Source organism: Dokdonia sp., from assembly GCF_039945015.1.
In the GTDB taxonomy this organism is placed as follows: Bacteria; Bacteroidota; Bacteroidia; order Flavobacteriales; family Flavobacteriaceae; genus Dokdonia.
In genome coordinates, this window is sequence record NZ_JBDUXP010000015.1 from 64,130 (window position 1) to 86,046 (window position 21,917).

Here is a 21,917-nt window from a genome sequence, read left to right on the forward strand (position 1 = left end):
CAATATGAAACTTAGAATATTTACTGTTCTTGTTCTTTTATCCGCTTTCGCGAAAGCGCAAACAAAGCAAGACTCTATTACTTTTGATCCGCAAAAACAATTAAATACTGCTCAGAAGTTAATCGCCGGAAACTATGCAAATGCCGTTACGGTAAGTGCCTATGGAGAGTTAACCTATAACCAACCAGAAGGAGACAATGGAGAATTAGATGTACAACGTCTTGTATTACTTTTTGGATATAAGTTTAATGATAAAACACAGTTTATTACTGAGATCGAATTTGAGCATGTAAATGAAGTTTTTGTAGAGCAAGCTTTTGTAAACTATAATGTAGGAAGTAATATAAGTATACGTGGTGGTTTAATGCTTGTTCCAATGGGAATTGTAAATGAATACCACGAACCTACAACCTTTAATGGGACAGAACGTCCAGCAGTAGATAATGTGATTGTTCCTACTACTTGGAGAGAAATAGGTATTGGAGTTACGGGACGTCTTAATGAATATTCTATAGGGTACCAAGCTTATATTTTTAATGGATTTCGTTCTTCAGGATTAGATGGAGAAGGTGGTGTAAACGGTTTGTTAAGAGGATCAAATGGTCTTAGAGGTGGTCGTCAGAGAGGAATCAGATCTACGGTAGATAGCCCTACGTTTTCTACAAAATGGGAATACTACGGAATCCCAGGATTACGTCTGGGTCTTGCAGGATATTTTGGAAGAACACAAGCAGATGATGATGTAGAAGAACTTGAAGGATCAGATATTGGTATAGCCATGGGAGGTCTTGATTTTAGATATGCATACCAACGTTTTACGGCTAGAGGACAGTTTATATATTCATCTCTTAGTGATACAGATGAGTATAATATTGCAACAGGAAGAGATCTAGGAAGTGCATTACAAGGATGGTACTTAGAGGCTGGATATAATTTACTACCACAAACCAAAGAACAACGTCTTATTGCTTTTACACGTTATGAAAATTACGATACGCATGCAAGTACAGAAGGAACTCTTGAACGTAATGATGCGTATAATCGTACAGATATCACAGCTGGTTTATCGTACCATATTGCACCAGGAGTTGTTGTAAAAGGAGATTACCAGTTTAGAGATAATAAACTATCTGGAGATAATGTAGCAGACCGTTTAAACTTCGGAATCGGAGTTTGGTTTTAATATCATAGAAGGCACTGGGGGGTGTTTTCTTATATATAACCCTCGCTTATTGCGAGGGGTTTTGTTAAAATAGAGCTTGTCAAATACCCTAGAATTAAGCCTTTGGCAAGCTCGACTTAACAAGATTATTTTGTTAAAAATTTAATGTAAAATACTTATTTATAACCAATATAAATAAGTATTTTTGTAGCCTTATGAAGAACGTCTTTTTTCTTTTAGTTATTTGTTTTTTCTCTACGGCCTTTTCTATATCGCCTAAGCTTGAGAAGAAAATAGATAAAGCGATTATACATTATTTCGAAACCGAAGAGTTCTCAAAGGAATTGATCACCATTGCTGCAGACCAAGACGCAAAAGTCCCTTCAGATTTTAAAGAAAATCTTTTTAAAATTACAGATACAAGCGGTACACTTGGATATGCATACTTAGGCAATGCTCCTAGTAAGACGGCTACTTTTGATTATCTTATTCTTTTTGATGCAGATTTTATTGTAATAAAAAGCAAAGTATTGATCTACCGAGAAGAGTATGGAGGAGAGATAGGAAGTAAACGCTGGTTAAAACAATTTAATGGGAAATCTGGAGGTTCAGAAATAAAATTCCCTCAAGATATTACTCCTATAAGCGGAGCGACTATCTCAGTACGTTCTATGACCAATGCTATAAATGATGTACTTCAAAGCATCGGGACACTTCAAGAAAATAACGTTCTTTAATGCAGTTACACGGTCGGATACATCAATTTCCTAAGGAGATAAAACTATTTATCGCGACGTTTGTTATTGTATTAAGTGTTGGTTTTTATACAGGATTACTATTTGTAAATCAAACCGAACAAATGGCTCCTGCGGGGATTCAAGAAAATTATTTAGGAAATGAAGAAATAGAAGATGCTGAGGTTATGAAATTTGAAAAAGGGGCGCGAGAAATGCTCACTATTGTGCATACGCATATCCTCTCTATGTCATTTATTTTCTTTTTACTAGGTGGTATTCTAGCAACTACGTCTATAAATAAAAAATTGAAAACCTTTTTAATGATAGAACCTTTTATATCTGTCATTGTTACTTTTGGAGGGATTTATTTACTCTGGTCAGGAGTTCACTGGTTTAAGTATATCATTATGATCTCTGGAATGCTTATGACCCTTAGTTTTACGATAGGTATTCTTATTGTGTTTCAACAACTTCTTAAAAAAGCTTAATCCTTTAAAGGTGGTATTTCCTTATAAATATCTCCTACACTTTCAAGTTGGGTAAAATCTGTATCAGATGAATAAGAAAACAATATGAGAACAGCATAATGACAACTAAATTTTTTTATAAGTTCCCTAATTCAGGATACTCATACACTCATTGTACCTACTAATTTGGCATTCCTTTTGTTAATTTTGAAGAACATAAAATCAAAACGAATGAAAAAATTAGTACTTATGTTATGTGTAGCAGTATGCTGCCTTTCTTGTGGATCATCAAATAAAGTAACTTCAACGACGAGAGTTAATGGTCAGTTACCTATGTATTCTAGTGAAAATGTTGCACCCTTTCTTGATATTACGACTGTATCCGAAGATGCTACGTATGGATATTCTGAAAAGAACCCTATTATGATAGGAGGGAAGAGTACAGATGGAGCGCGTAACCAGATACGCTATTTTGCCTCATTAGCTGGACCTAATGGAGAAGTAGTGCGATATGCGCGTTTAGGAAGTTGTTGTGGTTATAAAACCGAAAATGCACTTTTTGGAGACTATGCATTGCTTGATAAATACCAACTTACGTACGAGGGGTTAAACGAACCTTTGATTTTTTATATCAGTTTGTATGATGAAGAAGATACCTTCATTCCTAAGGGATTGACAGCTCGTAAGAGATAGTTGATCGATCGTAATAGGCTAGTATTTGTTGCACTTTTTTTATATTCTCTTGTTTTCCTTTTTCTAGAACATTCTTACCATAATTACTTTTAAAATTGTGACTTTTTAGAAACTCAAGATTTAACTCATGCCATTCTTTGTCTGTCATATTCATGTTACAATACACTTCCCATTCTCTTCTTAATAAGATTTTACGGTAATAAAAATGGGGAGTACTTACATGAAAAATATCTGCATCACATAGTATTTTTGCTAATGGAATTGTTGGGTTCTGGGGCATTTTAGTTGCATCTATACAAAGACAAACGCTTTTAATTAGTTCATCTTTAGCTCCCAATTTTGAGAGGTATTTTATAGCTATATTTTTGCTTTCATCTTCATGCCCTCTATATTTTTTTGAAAAACCAGTGTCATGAAACCAAGCAGCAATCAAGAGTATATCTTTATTTGCTTTGTTGATACCCATAGCTGCAGCTATATATGCTACATTTTGAACAACTTCTTGTGTATGTATAAGGTTATGAAAAGGTAATTCTTTGCACTTTGAGGTTGATAACAAATTACTGCAATAGTTTTCTATTTCTTTAATCATGATAGTATAAATGCGATATGTAAATGAAATTCTTGTAGTAAAACGTATAAAACGGATGATTCATATTTGAATATGTTAAAATTATGGATTAATTAACTTTTTTGAAATAAATAGAATGTTATAACAAGCTAGTTTATTTATCTGTATCTTTGCACGCAATTACATGTGAACTAGCAGAAACTTTTCTTAGTTTTTGCGCTTTCGCGAAAGCGATATAAAAACATAATTGCGATGACTGCACACGAGAACAAAATCTTAGGAGAAGGTCTTACATATGACGACGTACTTCTAGTCCCTGCCTTTTCTGAAGTACTCCCAAGAGAAGTAAGTATACAAGCAAAATTTACTAAAAATATTACACTTAATGTTCCTATTGTATCTGCTGCGATGGATACTGTTACAGAAAGTCGTATGGCTATAGCTATTGCTCAAGAAGGAGGAATAGGTGTACTACATAAAAATATGACGATAGAACGTCAAGCGATGAAAGTGCGTAAAGTAAAGCGTGCAGAAAGCGGAATGATTATAGATCCAGTGACATTACCATTAAGTTCTATCGTCCAGGATGCAAAAAATGCCATGCGTGAGCATAGTATTGGAGGAATCCCAATCGTAGACGATGCTGGGAAATTATTAGGAATTGTAACCAATAGAGATCTTCGTTTTGAAAAAGATAACGACCGTCCTGTTTCTGAAGTAATGACATCAGAGAACCTAGTAACTGCAGGAGAAGGGACATCGCTTCAACAAGCTGAGATCATACTTCAAGATCATAAAATAGAAAAACTTCCAGTTGTTACAGATGATAATACATTGGTAGGTCTGATTACATTCAGAGATATTACAAAACTAACCTTAAAGCCTAATGCAAATAAAGATAAGTACGGACGTTTACGTGTAGCCGCAGCTATTGGAGTAACGGGTGATGCTGTAGAGCGTGCAGGTGCACTTGTAGCAGCTGGTGTAGATGCTATTGTGATAGATACCGCTCACGGACATACCAAAGGAGTGGTTGCTGTTCTTAAAGCTGTAAAAGCTGCATATCCAGATTTAGATTGTGTAGTAGGAAATATAGCAACAGGAGCTGCTGCAAAATATCTTGTAGAAGCTGGAGCCGATGCTGTAAAAGTAGGAATAGGACCAGGATCTATCTGTACAACACGTGTTGTCGCTGGGGTTGGATTTCCTCAGTTTTCTGCAGTATTAGAATGTGCCGCAGCGATTAAGGGATCTGGTGTTCCTGTTATTGCAGATGGAGGAATACGTTATACAGGAGATATTCCAAAAGCAATTGCTGCTGGAGCCGATTGTGTAATGTTAGGGTCATTACTAGCAGGTACCAAAGAATCTCCAGGAGAAACCATTATTTATGAAGGACGTAAGTTTAAATCATATCGCGGAATGGGGTCTGTAGAAGCAATGAAGCAAGGATCAAAAGATCGTTATTTCCAAGATGTAGAGGATGATATTAAGAAACTAGTTCCTGAAGGAATTGTAGGACGTGTCCCTTATAAAGGAGAACTTAACGAGAGTATCCACCAATTTGTAGGTGGTTTGCGTGCAGGGATGGGATATTGTGGAGCTGGTACTATAGAAGCATTAAAAGAAAATGGTCGTTTTGTGAAAATTACAGCGAGTGGTATTAATGAGAGTCATCCACACGATGTGACAATTACCAAAGAAGCACCTAATTACAGTAGATAATAAACAATTTATATTCTTTCATAAAACAAAAAGAAGCTGTCTAAAAAGATGTGATTTCCGTCAAACTGAACTTGTTTCAGTTTCTCATTACATTGGTAATTAGCTTGATAAGATTCTGAAATAAATTCAGAATGACATATTAAGTTACTTTTTTAGAAAGCTTCGTTTTGTTTTGCTTCAAATTGACCAAGCGCTTTTTGGGTTTGTGCGAGTAACTTTTTCTTAAAGAAGGAAGTTCCTCCTAAGAGCATCCCTTTAAATCCCATAGCTTGACTTGCCCAACGATGTAGATTAAATGTATCTATATGCTTGATGATTTTCCCATCTTTAAATTCAAAAGTAGCATCTATCTTATTATGTACTTTTCTTCCTGTTTTACTAAAATGATACTGAGCTTCCCAATGTGCACTCCCTATTCTTTCTTGATATGTAATGTCAGAAAAGGTTACTGTAAATTCTTTTCCTTTTTGAGAAGCACATAGCATACGCCACATATTACCTGCGTGTTCACCTTTAAGAATTCCAAATGCTGGATCTTCAAAATGAATATCTTTATGGTAACAGGCAATCATTGCTTCAGGATCTGTTGCTGCAAAAGCAGTATAAAACTGTTTTATAGTTTCTTTCATGTGTGTTTACTTTTAGTTTACAATATCTATAAGCGTTACATTATAGACAAGAATAGAGTCTTTAGATAAAATGGGAGGATAACTAGTACGTTTGCTTAATGAGGTTGGAACTATAAGTTTACGAATCTCTCCTTTTTTCATTCCTTGTACTCCCTCATCTACGCCTTTTATTACCATAGTACCGCCTAAGGTAAATTGTATGGGTTCCATGTTCTCTGAAGAGAAAATAAGCGTCCCATCTCTATAGGAAGTATTTTCGTGTATTTTTACATCTTGTCCTATTTTTGCTCCTTCTCCAGACCCTTCTTTTAAAATCTGATATTGTAATCCAGAAGGTGTCGTAATCATAGGATCTTGTCGAGAATTATCTTTTTGACAACTCATAGATAATACAGAGAAGAGTATGACAATTAGTAATTTCATAATTATTATAATTTATTTTCTAAGATACAATACTATCTATAATATGTAGCAATCTGTATAATACTACATTATAACTATATATTATCCTTATTTTAGGGATATGAAAAAGCATGTATTCTTCTATTTTTTTATTGTTTTAGTTGCGACGTCCTGTAAAGAGGAACCGAAGACTCCTTATTTATTACCTGAGAATGCAGAAACTTTACTAACGGCAGACTCTATTAAAACGTGGAAGATAGCAAGGAGATATAATGGGGAGGCACGCATGAATATGGGAGATTGTTTTTTAGGATACAGGCAATGCTTTCGCGAAAGCGGACTCGTACGTGATAATAACTCTTCCCTTAAAAATTGTGGACCGTCATTAGAAGCTAGTTGGAAAATTACTACGTCAGAAAATGGACATTCTTACTTACGACTTGCAGGAGATAAAATCCCTGAATTATTGAGTCAAGAAGAGGATTATAAATTTTTTAAAATATTACACCTGAGTAATGACTCGCTAACACTCTCTTTTAAACATAAACAGTTTAATGAAAAGCGCATCATTACCGATTATCTTGTACGTGAAGATCTAGAAGTCGAAGATCGAGACTTTCATTGGTAATTATTCTGGAAATAATGTCTTGTCTAGTCCGGGAACAATACGTAATGCATTTTTATAATATACTTTTTTAAGTACGTCATCTGGCAAGTCTAAACCATACATGGCCCAAAACGCATGGTATTTCTTGTGATAAGGAAAATACTCATCATCACTTTCTAATACTCTAAAATACGTTGGGAACTCTTCTGGTTTCCAGCTATCTTTCCCAAATAAGATGCGATCTTGATATTTAATAAAGAATGCTTTTGCTTGACGTGGTTGACGTCCTAACTCGGCAATGATAGCTCCAATACCTACATTCATATTGGGCATTTCGTCTAGGAGCTGACTCAACTTAGGAAGATTATTTGCATACCATCCCATATGCGCATTTATAAACGTTGTTTTAGGATGTTTTTTAAACATATGATGTTGCTCTGCGATAAGTGTTTCCCATGGAGCAGGATTATCTGCGTCTCTTTTTCTATTGGGACGTGTCTTTAATTCTAACCAACGCTCATTATCTCCATCAAATTCATCCCAAAATGACTTAGGGTCTGCTGTATGAATTAATACTGGAATTCCTAATTCGCCACATTTTGCCCAGATAGGATCTAAGCGAGGATCATCTACAGCCACTCGTTTACCATTTGTATCTTTATTACGTAGTCCTAAACTTTTATAAATTTTTAAACCTCTAGCTCCGTTTTGTACATCTTTTTCTAACTGTGCTACCGTTTCTTCAGTCCATCCCGTATTGCCTATCTTTTTAAAATCTATGTTTGCAAAAACAACAAATCGATTAGGATAGTGGTCGGCTATGTTTTGTACAGATTTTTGTAAATCTTTTCCAGAACGACCACTTAGGTTTACCATAATCCCCATATTAAGAGTATCCATCGCTGCAATGACAGGGGTAAGATTTTGATTAGGCATGCGATATTGATGTCCATGTACATCTATAAATGGAAATTTTGCCTTTTTTACAATCTCACCAGGAACCACTAATGTTGAGGTTGGATTATATTCTTCAAAACTCAAATCTTGAGCTTGTATAGAAATAGATAGAATGCCTATGGTTAGGAGGAGTACTTTTTTATACATAGATATGTGTTTAGATACAAAAGGATAAAGTTACTATCTATAATTGATGAATGCTTAAACTTTAAAATAGGTTTAACGTTCTTAATTAAAAAATAATCTATAAAATCATGATTACACACTAGAGCTACTGTTCTACATGTTCATCTATAGCATCAAAGTACCTATCTGCAACAACTTTGGCTCCTAATTCATTATAATGTACATTATCTGCTAGAAAAGCATTTGACCAGCCTGTTGCCATATCTACCGAGACAACTGTGGAGGTTGTCGTTGTTGTAAATATAGGAAGAGCTCCAATAGCGTCATTAAAATCTTGAAGAATATCTTGAGATTTAAGGTTTATTACGCCCGGCGCTATTTGTTCTAAAAAGATCGTAACGTCAGGATTGTTAGATTGTAAAACAGTTATAATTTCGTAAATGTTTGCAATGGCAGTTTCTACATCGCCAGTGAGTATTAAATCTACGCCACCTATCCCCAGTAATACAATATCAGGCGTTTCTAATGTTGGTAGCATCTCTTGAAGGGACTGCAACATATCTAAGGTTGTATATCCACCATATGCGCCATGATTTCCGTCAAACTCTAATCCGGCATATTCAGGATACGTATTAGATTCGATTTCTGGCCCTATAAAATCTATAGTCCAATCATGGTCAATTAAGTCTTTCCAGAGTTCATAACGATAGCTTTGATGTGTAGGAGGTAAGCCTTTAACTCTAGAATCTCCTAAAGTTAATATGTTTAATTCTGAAATGGGATCATCTGGAATAGAATCATCTATAGCACAAGAATTAAAAATAAGCAAGGAAAGAAATAGAAGTATGAGGTAGTTTTTTTTAAAGGTATACATATTGATTTGGGAGATTAATACAGAAAGCATTCTGTGTGAGGATTTATAATTTTAGTGAGGTTTTGTATTCAGAATAGGCAATAGAGAGTCACCTCAAATAAAGACAGGTAGGTTGTATATCTTTATTAATAAACACTAAGTTTTCTAGATGAGTTTATGGTACATGCTATCGTGTCCTTCTATTTCGGGTCCGAAATAGAAAACTGCTATGAAAAGCATGCATATTGTTGCTAGAAAGTGTATTAGGTGATTATTCTCTTTCTCTTATGTGATAAGGCATATACGGAAAATAGGAATGTACTGGTAGCGGAAAAATGGAGGTTTAGTCATAATAATATAAAATTGATTTGGGACTATGAAGATACGCCTTATTACTATGAAATTCTAAGAAATGAGGTGCGTGAAAACCGCATTTAACATTTAGGTATATTTGAGATGATACTTTCTTATTAGTATGCATTTTTTGCTTTCGCGAAAGCGATGCTATAGTGAATACTATGATCCAAATATAACTCTCTTTAAAATTTGTAGTATGATGAGAATGAGAACGATTATTCCATATTTAATCCAGGTTACTTTTCTTTGATGCTTTTTTGTAGTTGTAACATCAACAGCTTGATTTGTGTTTATATACTTTTTAAAAAGCACTTTCTCAAAGAGCAGTTCTTCTCCGTCTTCTTTATCTAGTGATACGCCAAGCCTTCTTTTTGCAATCCCAAATGTAAATTCTTCCATAAGTTGATCTTCAGTGAGCTCTTCTTCTGGATCATACGTATCTTTCCAATAGTTTTTTCCATCTCTGGAATATGAGGTTTTGTAAATTTCTTGTTCTTCCTCCATTTTTTCTCCAAATTCAATAAGTGGGGTATCCGAAGAAATGATTTTTAATCTCTTTTTTGCACCATTTTGTATGAGGGAATATCCGTGATAATTAACAACGCTATGACAAGCGACACTTACAATTTCTGCCTTTGGAAATAATGAGGTGAGTCCTTTTTCTTCTTTTGTGAGTTGTAATGACGTTGCTCTTTCTAATGCATTTGTAGTGATTTGGTAATCATCACTGATGATCATATTACTGTTGTAATACCCAATATTTATAGAGCCATCATTGGGATAAATACATGCATCAAGTGTGAGTTCTTTGTCAAAGGTATATCCGCCTTTTCCAATGGCTTTTAATACTGCCTCTTCATCTGTAAAGTGTTCCTTGTTTTCTATGATGATTAAAGATGATTTCCAACCCATATGCTCTATACAATATATTACTTACTCTTTGACACCAAGTAAAAGTGTTCTTCTTTATGAAAGCGTCAATATCATTAATAGCTATAACAAGTAATTCATAGTATACTTTAATTACATTAAACTATTAAATAGTTCTTCTGTTCTACTGTGTATATAATATACTTTATCACTATTTTCTTTTATTTTTTTTAGAGTACTATTTTTTCGAATATCTCGTAATGCTAAGATAATAAGCAAATGTATAGCACCAGAATGAAGATGTCTTATATCTAGATAACTATCTTCATTGTCAAATAATATAAAATCCAATATAGAACAACTATCAGAACCATATTTTTCGCAGATTAGTTCTATAACAGCATATTCTTCAAATGAGCGTCGTTTTAATTCTTGAGGCCATTCAAAATTCATGCAACTTGTATATGTTAAAATAATACTTTGGAGATCTATTTTTAATAGTTTTTTTACAAGTTGTTCAACTTGTTTCTCAACTTCTTGATATCGTGCCTTACGTTGAATGTCTACTAATTTATTTATAGTCTTTCTGAGGTCTTCATCTAATGAGTGATCATATATTTCATTAAATTCCTCTGTCGTCATTTTATTCTCTTTTCTCTTTTTAAATAACATATGTTTTTTCTAACCTATATATATCAATTAATCAGCATGATCTTTACTAGTACGTATAGATATAGCTGCTCTAATTTCAAAGCATCTATTATAATGTTCAAAGCGTATCCACATTAAGATGGAGATGCCTATTAAAATAATCCATATCCAAGATAGCATACTCCAATAACAAATAGACAATGCTATTAAGTTTATAATAGTACCTCGTGCTACACGATCTCTACTACTTCTACTTCGTATTTCTTTATTTAAATCAGGATAATTTTTTTCGATTTCTACTTTTTCCTCCCAAAAATAAGCGTATTGATTTATATCTATAGAACTGTTACTTTCTTTAAATGCTTTCTTTAATGAATTTAAAGCACTATTTCTGATCAGTTTTTTAATAGGCTTTGTTAGAAACCAAGCGATATAATCTATAAACATACCGATTACATACGCTATTGGAATTAATAAGATTTTCTCTGCATTATGAAAGCTTTCCAAAGCATCTGGAGTTGTAAAACTTACAAGCCATAATAATGCGATACATCCATTAATCAAATATTCGACTAAGAGGCCTGGTAAATTCATTTTTACAATATTTTATACTGGATTGTAACTACAATGTACCAAAAATGATTTAATTAATTGTAAGTCAGTAATATATTGAAAGAGCTTTACATGTAATATTATGAGATGTAGATATACGACTCACTCATAATGTATTCTAAAATCTCTTAATAACTTCTTACCCTTACAGCACCTATACTCCTAAAGGTATTAGTATCTTTACAGACCAAAAATTTGTAGGATATGATATATCGTTTTAGAGTCATTCTAGATACGGAAGAAGATGTATTTAGAGACTTAGAGATTGATCAGCAGGCGAGTCTTGAAGATTTGCACAATGCGATTAATCAGTCTTTTGGTTTTGATGGTGGTGAGATGGCTTCTTTTTATAAGAGCGATGACCAATGGAACCAAGGGCAGGAAATCTCGCTTTTTGATATGAGTGATGGCACAACAGATGTACGTTTGATGAGTGAAACTTTAGTCGAAGATGTGATCAGTGAGGCAGAAACACGTATGCTATATGTATATGATTTTTTAAGTATGTGGCGTTTTATGGTTGAACTTGGAGAGATCGCAGAACGAGAGGAAGGGGTTACGTATCCTAACTTAATGTTTGTACATGGACAAATTCCTGATGAAGCTCCAGAGATTACTTTTGAAGCAGATGAAGATGATATGGGACCAGAATTTGAAGACGATCTAGATATAGACGATCTAGACAACCTTAATTTCGATCAAAATAACTGGAATTAAGTTTTAGGGAAAGTACATATTAACGACAACAACAAACCAATTACATGATTAACTTATATAATGCGCAGATAGAATCTCTTTCTATTCATAGAGTAGGTAATAAAAGTAAAGCAGAGGGACTTTTTGTGTCTAATGATCCCTATCCTTTAAGTGATGAGATAACACCACTGATTAAGGAATTCTTCTTTAAACCCTTTAGAGAAAAAGAGGAGAACTATTATCGCTTTGATCACGAAGCAGATCTTGAATTTCATACATTATTTGGGATCACCCAAAAGATTTTTGAAAACCCTTCAGCTACGCATTTACTTTCTGAAGAGATAGCAAAACATCTATATGAACAAAGTGAACACCCACATATCAAATCTGGAGAGTTGTATATCGCACATTTAGAAAATGTAACGATAGATAACATTAAGACGGATGCGATTGGAATTTTTAAAAGTGAGTTAAAGCAAGACTTTTTACAGTTTCGCGAAAGCGGTTCCAACCTAGAAATGATGCTAGAACAGGGAATTAACCTTAATAAACTAGACAAAGGTTGCTTGATTATTAATCATAAAGCAGAAGAAGGATACAAAGTACTTTCTGTAGACTCAAATCGATATGATACCAAATATTGGCTTGAGAACTTCTTAGGTGTAGAGATTTTTGAAGATGATAGCTTTTATACTAAGAAGTATCTTAAATTCTGTCAAGACTTTGCAAAAGATGTAGTACTTCCTGCCGAGGATAAGAAGGAAGAAGTCTTATTTATGAACCGTGCCGTAAATCATTTTGCCAAAAACGATGCTTTTGAAGAAAGTGCTTTTGTAAATGAGGTACTAGATAATCCTGACTTAATCCCTGAGTTTAAACATTATAAAACAGAACAAGCACCTAAGTATAAAATAGAAGACCTTACGGAGTTTTCTATTAACAACAAAGCGGTAAGTTCACAACGTAAAAAAATTAAGAACTTAATTCAATTGGATACTAATATCCAGATTAAACTTGATTTTATTAATCCAGAAAGTGCTGAGAAGTTTGTAGAAAAAGGTTGGGATGAAGAAAAACAGATGTATTACTATTTAGTTTATTTTAATAAAGAACAGAATTAAAATACTTCTTTGACTAGAGAGAGGCTGATAGCCTTGTATGGCTTCTGTTACAAATCATTATAATACTTAAAAGTCTTGCAACGCAAGACTTTTTTTGTAACAAAAAGTGAGCTTGTCCGTCTAGTTCATATCCGATATATTAGGAGATGGCTATTATGTCATAAATAATATGGCTCATAAATAACGAAACAATCAAAAAACAATATCTCTTTGGAAACAATACTTACACTTAACAAGCTCACCAAACATTATGGTTCGGTACGAGCAGTAAATGATCTCTCATTTACAATAGAAAAAGGCAACGTATATGGTATTTTAGGACCCAATGGTAGTGGTAAATCAACTACACTAGGAATGGTTCTTAATGTTGTAAATGCAACTCGAGGTGACTATCATTGGTTTGATGGATCAGACTCTACGCATAATGCCCTTAAAAAAGTAGGCGCCATCATCGAGCGACCTAACTTTTATCCTTATATGACAGCAGCTCAAAACCTAGCATTGGTTTGTAAAATTAAAGGCGTGGCTACAGATAAGATAGACGAGAAGCTAGATGTTGTAGGTTTATTAGAACGTAAGAATAGTAAATTCAGAACCTATTCATTAGGGATGAAACAACGTCTTGCTATTGCTTCGGCACTATTAAACGATCCGCAAATCTTAATTCTTGATGAACCGACCAATGGTCTTGATCCGCAAGGAATTCATCAAATACGTGAGATTATTAAAAAGATTGCTTCTATGGGAACGACTATTTTACTAGCCTCTCACTTACTAGATGAGGTAGAAAAAGTATGTAGTCATGTAGTGATTTTACGTAAAGGAGTAAAGTTATATGCTGGACGTGTAGATGCGATGAATGCAAGTCATGGCTTCTTCGAATTGAAGTGTGATGATACAAAGAAGTTAGAAGAGTACCTTGAGAGTAATCCTATGTTTGGGGAGGTAAAAACAGAAGGAGACCTTGTGACAGGATTTTTAAAGAGTCCGCTTAGTGCAAACGAACTAAATGCACAACTTCATGCACAAGGCATCGTTCTTAGTCATCTTGTACAACGTAAAGAAAGCTTAGAAGAGCAATTTTTACAACTTACTAACAACCTAAACTAAACCACTATGTTACGTCTACTCAATATAGAATTTCAAAAACTGAAGTATAATAAATCTGCCAAGGTACTTACCATTGCTTATTTTATAATACTATTATTTATAGCACTTATTGTCTCTATAGAATTTAATATAGGAGATATCAAAGTACGTATTGCAGATCAAGGAATCTTTAACTTTCCATTTATCTGGCACTTTAACACCTATATGGCAGCCACGCTCAAATTCTTTTTAGCTGTTGTTATTGTGTCCATGGTTGCAAATGAATACAGTAATAGAACCTTAAAACAAAACCTTATAGATGGTTTAAGTAAAGGAGAATTTATACTCAGTAAATTTATAACAGTAAGTGTATTTGCACTTATTTCAACGATCTTCATCCTTGTGATGACCCTTATTTTAGGATACTCTTTTTCAGACTTTAATGAATTTAGTATTGTTATTCAGGATACAGAGTTTATTGTTGCTTATTTCTTAAAGCTAGTAGCTTTCTTCTCTTTCTGTTTATTTTTAGGAGTACTGGTAAAGCGATCTGCTTTTGCACTTGGATTCTTGTTTATCTGGTGGATTATAGAAAACATTGTATATGCTTTATTTAAATGGCAATTCTTTAAAGGGACAGATATCGCAGATAATGTAAGTCAGTTTTTTCCTTTATGGTCTATGAGTAATTTGATAGATCGTCCTTTTGAGCGATTAAATTTTGTTCAAACTGCGGCAAATCAATTAAATGCAGATGTAGGTATAGATTATGCAGTACATTGGTATGAAGTACTTATTGTGTGTGTTTGGATATTCTTATTCATTTATGGATCACACGCCTTACTTAAGAAAAGAGATTTATAAAATGTTGTTTTCGCTTTCGCGAAAATAAATAATGACATAAAAAGAGTCAAGACGATATGATATGGTCTTGACTCTTTTTATGAAATAAAGTGATGTTTATTTATACGTTTTCGCGAAAGCGAACCAGAAGATATTACTATTGAAGTTATTTTGATATGGACTATCAAGAAAAGAAATCTTACATTTATAGGATAACTAGATGGTTATGCAAAAAAACTACTTTAGAATCCTACTCTTTCTTTTTATGTCTTCTTGTGCTATAGCGCAAGAGATTGAGCAGTTCACCATTTTTGCAGGACGTTTTGATTATACCGCTATAGGAAACACGCTTAATGTGGCAGAAAATGGAGGAGGAGCTCCTTGCGAAATCCTTACAGAAAGCTCGGCTACACTAACCTTAGAAGCAGATCAAACTGTAGAAGCTGCATATTTGTATTGGGCAGGATCAGGGACTGGAGATTTTGATATCGCTCTTAATGGTACTCCACTTACAGCAGAGCGTACTTTTGCAGATCAAATAGATGATGCCCGCGTGTTTTTTGCAGGATTTGTAGATGTAACAACGATTGTACAAAATACGGGATCAGGAGACTACATTTTTAGTGAGTTAGATCTTACCGAGACAATCCCTCCTTTTTGCCCTACAGGAACCAACTTTGCTGGGTGGGCAATCACAGTGATTTTTGAAGACCCAGACCTCCCTTTAAATCTTGTAAATGTCTTTGATGGATTAGAAAATGTATCTCAGTTTAATAATGAACTTACTATAGAACTTGAAAACCTCAATGTACTAGATAATGAGAATGCACGTATAGGATTTGTTGCTTGGGAAGGTGATGCAGGTATCTCTGTAAATGAAACCCTATCTATTAATGGAAATATATTAAGTAATCCTCCACTAAACCCGGCAGATAACCAGTTTAATGGAACCAATAGTTTTACAGGACAAGACGATCTGTATAATATGGATATTGATTTTTATAGTATAGAAAACAATATAAATATAGGAGATACCTCGGCCACTATTATGCTTACGTCTGGACAAGATTTTGTGATGATTAATAATATCATCACGGTACTTAATAGTCAGCTGCCAGATGGTATTATAAATGTAGAAAGTGCCGTTGTAAATTGCGGTAGTAGGGATGTAGATGTTTCTTATACAGTGTCAAATTTAGGTACAGATCCTTTACCAGTAGGAACCCCTATTGCTTTTTATGCTAATGGAACACTTGCAGGCACAACAACTACTAACCTAGAAGTCTTACCTAATGCATCTATTATAGGAATGACTACCATCACAATTCCCAATGGGATTCCAGATATTTTTACCCTGATTGCTGTTGTAGATGATAATGGGACTGGAAATGGTATCGTGACTGAGACAAGTGAAATAAATAATGAGTCTTTAGGAATAACGGTAAACCTCACAGCAATAGATATTATAATACCATTACAGAACCTTACCGTTTGTGATGATGTGAGCAATGACCAGATAGCAACCTTTGATCTTACTATAAATGGAGATCTTGCCCTAGGAGGACAAACAGGAATTATAGTGAGTTATCATCTTACACAAGCAGATGCTTTGACAGGTAATAACCCTATTCTAAACCCTGATACTTTTGAGAATACGATAAATCCGCAACAAATTTTTGTACGATTTAGCTTAGAGATAGACCCCTTATGTATCCGTATAGAATCTTTTATGTTACAAGTAGATGCACAACCCATAATTCCAATTCTGGATGATCTAATTTTATGTGATGATCTTAGTAATGATGGTGTTGCTACATTTAATTTAGCATCTCAAAACGCAACCATTATAGACGGGCAGACTAATGTTGCAATATCCTTTCATACAACACTTACTGATGCAGAAAACCTAACAAATCCCATTGTAAGTATAACAGCTTATCAAAATATATCAAACCCTCAGACGATTTATGTCCGACTTACAAATACACTGGCTAATGATTGTTTTGATATTTCCGAATTCGAAGTTTTTGTAGAGGATGTCCCTATCATTGCAAGTGAACTAGAAGACTTTGCTATATGTGATGACCAAGGAAATGATGGAACATCTATTATTGACCTTACCAGTAATGAAATACTAGCTATTGGAAACCAAACCCAAGTAACAGTCACTTTTCACGTAAATGAAGAAGAAGCAATACTAGGAGAGAATCCTATTTTAAATCCAGATAACTTTGAAAATACAGTATCCCCGCAAACCATATATGTACGCATCGTACAAGATGGCGATACACTATGTTTTACAGTAGATTCATTTACAATAGAAATATTTGACCAACCCATAATTCCTCCATTAGAAGATCGTGCTCTTTGTGATGACAGCAGTAATGATGGATTTTTAATTTTTAATTTAACAGAGCAAGAAACTGAGATTCTTTCTGGTCAAGAAAGTTTTACCATAACATATCATCATACTATTGGAGATGCTCAAAATGATATAGATGCTATAGATGATCCTATAAATTATCAAAATATAACGAGCCCAGAAACTGTTTATGTACGATTAGAAAACCCATTAAACCCAAATTGTTTTGATCTAGCAATTTTTGATATAGAAGTTCTTACCATTGATCCACCACAGGTGGTACCAGAAATACTTATGTGTAATGAAGGAAATGAAATGGCTATTTTTGATCTTAGTATAACCGAAGAAAATATTGTTTTACTAGATGATGAATCAATCACAGGATATTATCTTAATGGAGATGACGCTTTTAATGAAGTAAATGAAATTACAGATCCTTTTGTATATACGAATCTTACAAACCCTCAAACGATCTTTATACGTATAGACAACACTATAGATACTACTGTATGTTATAATATAGCACTTCTAGATATACGTGTAGAAAATTGTCCACCATTTGTTCCAGACGGTTTTTCTCCTAATAATGATGATATAAACGATACTTTTGAAATTACGGGCATTAAAGATATTTTTAATTATGAACTTAGCATCTATTCAAGATTAGGAAATCTTATCTATAAAGGAGATAACGAAACTCCATTCTGGGATGGAATGCCTAATGAAGGAATAGGAGGTAATGAAGCACCCACAGGAGTGTACTTTTGGGTACTTAAACTTAGAGATTCAAACTTTGATGATATGGTAGGTTGGGTATATTTAAACCGATAAGTTTGAAATTCTTACAAATACTTGTTAAATTTTACTAGCTTTGCCGTTGCTTCTAACACTATGACTTTTAAAGACCTAAATCTCAATAAATTTTTATGGAATGCACTGGAAGACCTTGGTTTTTCTGAGCCTACGTCCATACAAGAACTTGCTTTTTCTCCTGTTATGTCTGGTAGAGATGTGGTAGGTATCGCACAAACGGGTACGGGAAAGACGTATGCATATATGCTCCCAATCCTACGAAGCCTTGCATATTCACGTCAAGATAACCCTAGAGTATTAATCTTAGTCCCTACCAGAGAACTTGTTGTACAAGTTGTAGATGAGATAGAGAAGTTATGTACGTATCTAGACACCCGTGTTTTGGGCGTATATGGAGGTGTGAATATCAATACTCAGAAAAAACAAATAGCAGAAGGACTAGATATTATTGTGGCTACCCCAGGACGCTTATATGACTTGGCAGTAAGTAGAGTATTACAATTAAAATCTATTCAAAAATTAGTAATAGATGAGGTAGATGTCATGTTAGATCTAGGTTTTAGACCGCAATTGATGAATATCTTTGATATTTTACCACCTCGTAGACAAAATATTATGTTTTCTGCGACAATGACAGATGATGTAGACGCATTGATCTCTGATTTTTTCCAAAACCCAGAACGCATCTCAATAGCTCGTAGTGGTACACCACTAGAAAATATTACACAAGTAGGATATAAAATACCTAACTTTTATACCAAAGTAAACTTCCTTATAGATCAACTTGCTTCTGTAGAGACATATTCAAAATCATTGCTCTTTACAAGAGATAAACGTATGGCAGATCGTCTTTTTAAAATACTAGACGAAGCATTTCCTGAGCAATGTGAAGTGATCCATTCTAATAAGACACAGAACTATCGTCTTAATAGTATCAAAGATTTTGAAGAAGGTGTTGTGCGTATTTTAGTAGCAACAGATGTGATGGCAAGAGGGATGGATATAGATGATATTTCTCACGTAATAAATGTGGATACCCCAAACTATCCAGAAAACTATTTGCATCGTATTGGAAGGACAGGACGTGCACAACGTCAAGGTATATCCCTTGTATTTACAACTCCAAAAGAAGAAAAAGCACTAGAGGATATAGAAGAGTTAATGCAATATAAAGTCCCGCAAACTCCATTGCCAGACTCTATTGCAATCTCAGAAGAACTTGCTCCAGAAGAACGCCCAGAAGCAAAAGAAATCTATAACCCTCATCGTAGAAATTCTAATGATGAAGATGCTCCAGGACCTGCATTTCATGAGAAAATAGATAAAAACAAAAAAGTTAATTTAGGCGGCTCTTACCGACGTACTATTGAAAAAAAATATAAGAAACCTAAAACAAGAGGAGATAAGAATTATAACAAAAGGAATAAACGGAAATGAAAAAACTATACGCTCTAAAACTTGTTATTCCTTGTATCATTTTTTTATTGATATTTAGTTCTTGTTTTGAGAGACAACGTTTTGACCCCGATTCCTATATAAGACCTCTTGAAATTGTAAAACTATCCGAAAATAATTATCAATATATCTCCTATTTAAAGTTAGGCACATCAAACTTTTACCCTTGTAATGGATATGTTTATATTTCTAATGGAGAGGCTATCGTTTTTGATACTCCTGTAGATAATACAAGTGCTGCTCAACTTATTGATTTTATACAAAACGAATTAAAAGTAACCGTAAAAGGTGTTGTGATTAATCATGCACATACAGATGCTGCAGGAGGTATTAACGCTTTCGCGAAAGCAAATATCCCATCATACGCTTCTGATAAGACGGCTGCGATCCTTGCCAAATATTCTGTGACAATTACACATCCTTTTGAAACTTCTCAAGAAATAAAAATAGGAAATGTAATTGTCGAAAACACCTATTTTGGACCTGCACATACAGATGACAATATTACGTCTTATATAAAGGAACAAGATATACTTTATGGAGGATGTATGATTAAATCCCAACATGCTGGTAAAGGAAATGTAAAAGATGCTAATCTTTCTTTATGGCCAGAAACAGTACAAAAGGTTAAAGAAACATATCCAAATGTACGTGTTGTAATTCCAGGTCATGGGAATAGGGGGGATGCTTCATTACTAGACTATACAACTCGACTATTTATTGCAAAAGATAGTCTAGACCATTAATTTAGAATAATTCCAAAAGTCTTTATTGATATCTTAGATTTTATATTAATCTAAAAATGCTATTTCCGTTATTACGGAAATGAAAAAGATATGGAAGACAATAAAAAAAGAGGAGGAGACGCTCCTATTGCATGTGAGCTAGAAGCGGGAAAAAAATACTCTTGGTGTACCTGTGGTCACAGTGATAATCAACCTTTTTGTGATGGAGCTCATAAAGAAGCAGAAAGTACACCTAACCTACGTTTTGAAGCTACAGAAACAAAAACTGCATATTTATGCACGTGTAAGTTAACAAAGAATCCACCATACTGCGATGGATCGCATAACGCATAATTATGACAATTAAAATGAAAATGGGCGTATATGAAGATATATGTCCATTTTTATCTTAAAGCATAACTTACGATAGGAATACCATTAATATATAATGTAATTTCTCTTGCTCTAGTATCTTTTGGAATCTCAAAATCAAATTGAAGCTTCTTATCTTGATGCGTATACTCTTTTATATTGATATGTTCTTTTCCCATTTCAATTTGTACCCACGTAACTGGGTGTGCTACATCAAGTGTAAATATAGTATTGCTTCCTTTAGAGGATATACCACTTTGCGGCTGTATAAGTTTGACTATAGATGAATCATAGTCATGTAATAAAGGGGCATTTAAAAATTCTTGTTTACTAACCACTTTATTCAATAGTGCATCATTATAATTATCTGGATAATGGCTTAAAATAAAATCTTCTGGAGAAGTCATAAAGTAGTAATCATTTACATATTTAATATTACTTTGATCTCTTTGCGAAGCCCAAGTAACATCAATAAGGTATTTTTGATTATTCAAGATAATACTATTCCAAGCGTGATTAGAATTGTATCGTTTACCAATATCTCTTGTAAGTGTTTTTGATGCTCCAGTGACAATAGTTGTTTCTATATTAAGAGCGGTACAAACGGCTCTAAAAAGATAAGAATATCCTTGACAAACAGCTTTTCTTCTAGAAATCACTCTTTTGGATAACCTCTTACTATATTGTAACTCACGCCATAAACGCTCCTCCTCAGTTGAATAAGAATATGAGGGGAAATTACTTTCTTCTATATCGTATGTAATATAATAGGCAATCCAAGTATAAGCAGCCCTTACACGCTCTACATCTGTTTTAAAATCTTTTGCAATCTGACCAGCAAGTTCTTCTGGTGATGAGAATTGTTTTGTATATGATAATGCACGTTCATCTACCTGCTCAAAGTTTTGAGCAAATAGTACACTACTATAGCAAAAGAAAAAGAATAGGTATACAAAATACTTAGGTAACATGATAGTACTCAATATCGTTAGTATTAATAACGATGTTATAGCCAAATAGTA

Annotated in this window: 23 protein-coding genes; 14 read left to right on the plus strand and 9 right to left on the minus strand. The window is 34.0% G+C overall.

Translation table 11 applies throughout. From position 1 onward, the window contains the following. Positions 1 to 4: 4 nt before the first annotated feature. The 4 genes from ABJD27_RS11030 (at position 5) to ABJD27_RS11045 (ending at position 3,059) form a co-directional block, all read left to right on the plus strand. Positions 5 to 1,183 (plus strand): hypothetical protein, encoded by a 1,179-nt coding sequence (locus ABJD27_RS11030; RefSeq protein WP_348202039.1) that lies wholly within the window; start codon positions 5 to 7, stop codon positions 1,181 to 1,183. Positions 1,184 to 1,377: 194 nt separating this feature from the next. Continuing rightward, positions 1,378 to 1,899, plus strand: a complete 522-nt coding sequence (locus ABJD27_RS11035) for an FMN-binding protein (protein WP_348173832.1) — start codon at positions 1,378 to 1,380, stop codon at positions 1,897 to 1,899. Further along, positions 1,899 to 2,387 (plus strand): hypothetical protein, encoded by a 489-nt coding sequence (locus ABJD27_RS11040; protein WP_348173830.1) that lies wholly within the window; start codon positions 1,899 to 1,901, stop codon positions 2,385 to 2,387. The genes ABJD27_RS11035 and ABJD27_RS11040 overlap by 1 nt, the downstream gene beginning before the upstream one ends. A 210-nt stretch (positions 2,388 to 2,597) precedes the next feature. Continuing rightward, positions 2,598 to 3,059 (plus strand): hypothetical protein, encoded by a 462-nt coding sequence (locus tag ABJD27_RS11045; protein WP_348173828.1) that lies wholly within the window; start codon positions 2,598 to 2,600, stop codon positions 3,057 to 3,059. Here ABJD27_RS11045 and ABJD27_RS11050 read toward each other — a convergent pair. Continuing rightward, entirely contained in the window at positions 3,031 to 3,651 is a 621-nt protein-coding gene (locus tag ABJD27_RS11050; RefSeq protein WP_348173827.1) for an HD domain-containing protein, read from the minus strand. The two genes, ABJD27_RS11045 and ABJD27_RS11050, sit on opposite strands and share 29 nt — an antisense overlap. Before the next feature lie 231 nt (positions 3,652 to 3,882). Between ABJD27_RS11050 and guaB the strand changes: the two genes are divergently transcribed. After that, positions 3,883 to 5,355, plus strand: a complete 1,473-nt coding sequence (gene guaB, locus ABJD27_RS11055) for an IMP dehydrogenase (protein ID WP_348173825.1) — start codon at positions 3,883 to 3,885, stop codon at positions 5,353 to 5,355. Between the two features lie 152 nt (positions 5,356 to 5,507). Here guaB and ABJD27_RS11060 read toward each other — a convergent pair whose 3' ends face one another. Beyond that, positions 5,508 to 5,984, minus strand: coding sequence for a nuclear transport factor 2 family protein (locus tag ABJD27_RS11060; protein ID WP_348173823.1), 477 nt, complete (start codon positions 5,982 to 5,984; stop codon positions 5,508 to 5,510). A gap of 12 nt (positions 5,985 to 5,996) precedes the next feature. Further along, entirely contained in the window at positions 5,997 to 6,407 is a 411-nt protein-coding gene (locus tag ABJD27_RS11065; RefSeq protein WP_348173821.1) for an FKBP-type peptidyl-prolyl cis-trans isomerase, read from the minus strand. Between the two features lie 100 nt (positions 6,408 to 6,507). On the opposite strand from ABJD27_RS11065, the gene ABJD27_RS11070 reads away from it, so the two are divergent. Beyond that, positions 6,508 to 7,014 carry a hypothetical protein gene (locus ABJD27_RS11070; protein ID WP_348173819.1) on the plus strand — a complete coding sequence of 169 codons (507 nt, stop codon included), beginning with the start codon at positions 6,508 to 6,510 and terminating at the stop codon, positions 7,012 to 7,014. On the opposite strand, the gene ABJD27_RS11075 is transcribed toward ABJD27_RS11070, so the two are convergent. The 5 genes from ABJD27_RS11075 to ABJD27_RS11095 form a co-directional block, all read right to left on the minus strand. Continuing rightward, positions 7,015 to 8,097 carry an amidohydrolase family protein gene (locus ABJD27_RS11075; RefSeq protein WP_348173817.1) on the minus strand — a complete coding sequence of 361 codons (1,083 nt, stop codon included), beginning with the start codon at positions 8,095 to 8,097 and terminating at the stop codon, positions 7,015 to 7,017. A 124-nt stretch (positions 8,098 to 8,221) separates the two neighbouring features. Next, positions 8,222 to 8,980: a GDSL-type esterase/lipase family protein gene (locus ABJD27_RS11080; RefSeq protein ID WP_348173815.1), complete on the minus strand. Its 759-nt coding sequence runs from the start codon at positions 8,978 to 8,980 to the stop codon at positions 8,222 to 8,224. A gap of 465 nt (positions 8,981 to 9,445) precedes the next feature. Beyond that, positions 9,446 to 10,198 (minus strand): hypothetical protein, encoded by a 753-nt coding sequence (locus ABJD27_RS11085; protein WP_348173813.1) that lies wholly within the window; start codon positions 10,196 to 10,198, stop codon positions 9,446 to 9,448. A gap of 111 nt (positions 10,199 to 10,309) precedes the next feature. Continuing rightward, positions 10,310 to 10,798, minus strand: coding sequence for a hypothetical protein (locus ABJD27_RS11090; protein ID WP_348173811.1), 489 nt, complete (start codon positions 10,796 to 10,798; stop codon positions 10,310 to 10,312). 57 nt (positions 10,799 to 10,855) lie between these two features. Beyond that, on the minus strand, positions 10,856 to 11,401 hold the full coding sequence (locus ABJD27_RS11095; protein WP_348173809.1) for a hypothetical protein: 546 nt from the start codon (positions 11,399 to 11,401) through the stop codon (positions 10,856 to 10,858). 222 nt (positions 11,402 to 11,623) lie between these two features. On the opposite strand from ABJD27_RS11095, the gene ABJD27_RS11100 reads away from it, so the two are divergent. The 8 genes from ABJD27_RS11100 (at position 11,624) to ABJD27_RS11135 (ending at position 20,877) form a co-directional block, all read left to right on the plus strand. Further along, positions 11,624 to 12,136: a hypothetical protein gene (locus tag ABJD27_RS11100; RefSeq protein ID WP_348173807.1), complete on the plus strand. Its 513-nt coding sequence runs from the start codon at positions 11,624 to 11,626 to the stop codon at positions 12,134 to 12,136. Positions 12,137 to 12,180: 44 nt separating this feature from the next. After that, positions 12,181 to 13,236 carry a nucleoid-associated protein gene (locus ABJD27_RS11105; protein ID WP_348173805.1) on the plus strand — a complete coding sequence of 352 codons (1,056 nt, stop codon included), beginning with the start codon at positions 12,181 to 12,183 and terminating at the stop codon, positions 13,234 to 13,236. Between the two features lie 210 nt (positions 13,237 to 13,446). Continuing rightward, the gene (locus ABJD27_RS11110) at positions 13,447 to 14,346 is read left to right on the plus strand and encodes an ABC transporter ATP-binding protein (protein ID WP_348173803.1); all 900 of its coding nucleotides are present in this window, start codon (positions 13,447 to 13,449) and stop codon (positions 14,344 to 14,346) included. A 6-nt stretch (positions 14,347 to 14,352) separates the two neighbouring features. Next, positions 14,353 to 15,189 (plus strand): ABC transporter permease, encoded by an 837-nt coding sequence (locus ABJD27_RS11115; RefSeq protein WP_348173801.1) that lies wholly within the window; start codon positions 14,353 to 14,355, stop codon positions 15,187 to 15,189. A gap of 205 nt (positions 15,190 to 15,394) precedes the next feature. Then, a complete protein-coding gene (locus ABJD27_RS11120) occupies positions 15,395 to 18,361 on the plus strand; it encodes a gliding motility-associated C-terminal domain-containing protein (protein WP_348173799.1) in 2,967 nt (988 codons plus the stop codon). Positions 18,362 to 18,421: 60 nt separating this feature from the next. Beyond that, positions 18,422 to 19,780 carry a DEAD/DEAH box helicase gene (locus ABJD27_RS11125; protein WP_348173797.1) on the plus strand — a complete coding sequence of 453 codons (1,359 nt, stop codon included), beginning with the start codon at positions 18,422 to 18,424 and terminating at the stop codon, positions 19,778 to 19,780. Beyond that, positions 19,777 to 20,544, plus strand: coding sequence for a subclass B1 metallo-beta-lactamase (bla, locus tag ABJD27_RS11130; protein WP_348173795.1), 768 nt, complete (start codon positions 19,777 to 19,779; stop codon positions 20,542 to 20,544). The genes ABJD27_RS11125 and bla overlap by 4 nt, the downstream gene beginning before the upstream one ends. Before the next feature lie 90 nt (positions 20,545 to 20,634). Further along, positions 20,635 to 20,877 carry a CDGSH iron-sulfur domain-containing protein gene (locus ABJD27_RS11135; protein WP_348173793.1) on the plus strand — a complete coding sequence of 81 codons (243 nt, stop codon included), beginning with the start codon at positions 20,635 to 20,637 and terminating at the stop codon, positions 20,875 to 20,877. A 50-nt stretch (positions 20,878 to 20,927) separates the two neighbouring features. Here ABJD27_RS11135 and ABJD27_RS11140 read toward each other — a convergent pair whose 3' ends face one another. After that, the gene (locus ABJD27_RS11140; protein WP_348173791.1) at positions 20,928 to 21,866 is read right to left on the minus strand and encodes a transglutaminase domain-containing protein; all 939 of its coding nucleotides are present in this window, start codon (positions 21,864 to 21,866) and stop codon (positions 20,928 to 20,930) included. Between the last annotated feature and the right edge of the window lie 51 nt (positions 21,867 to 21,917).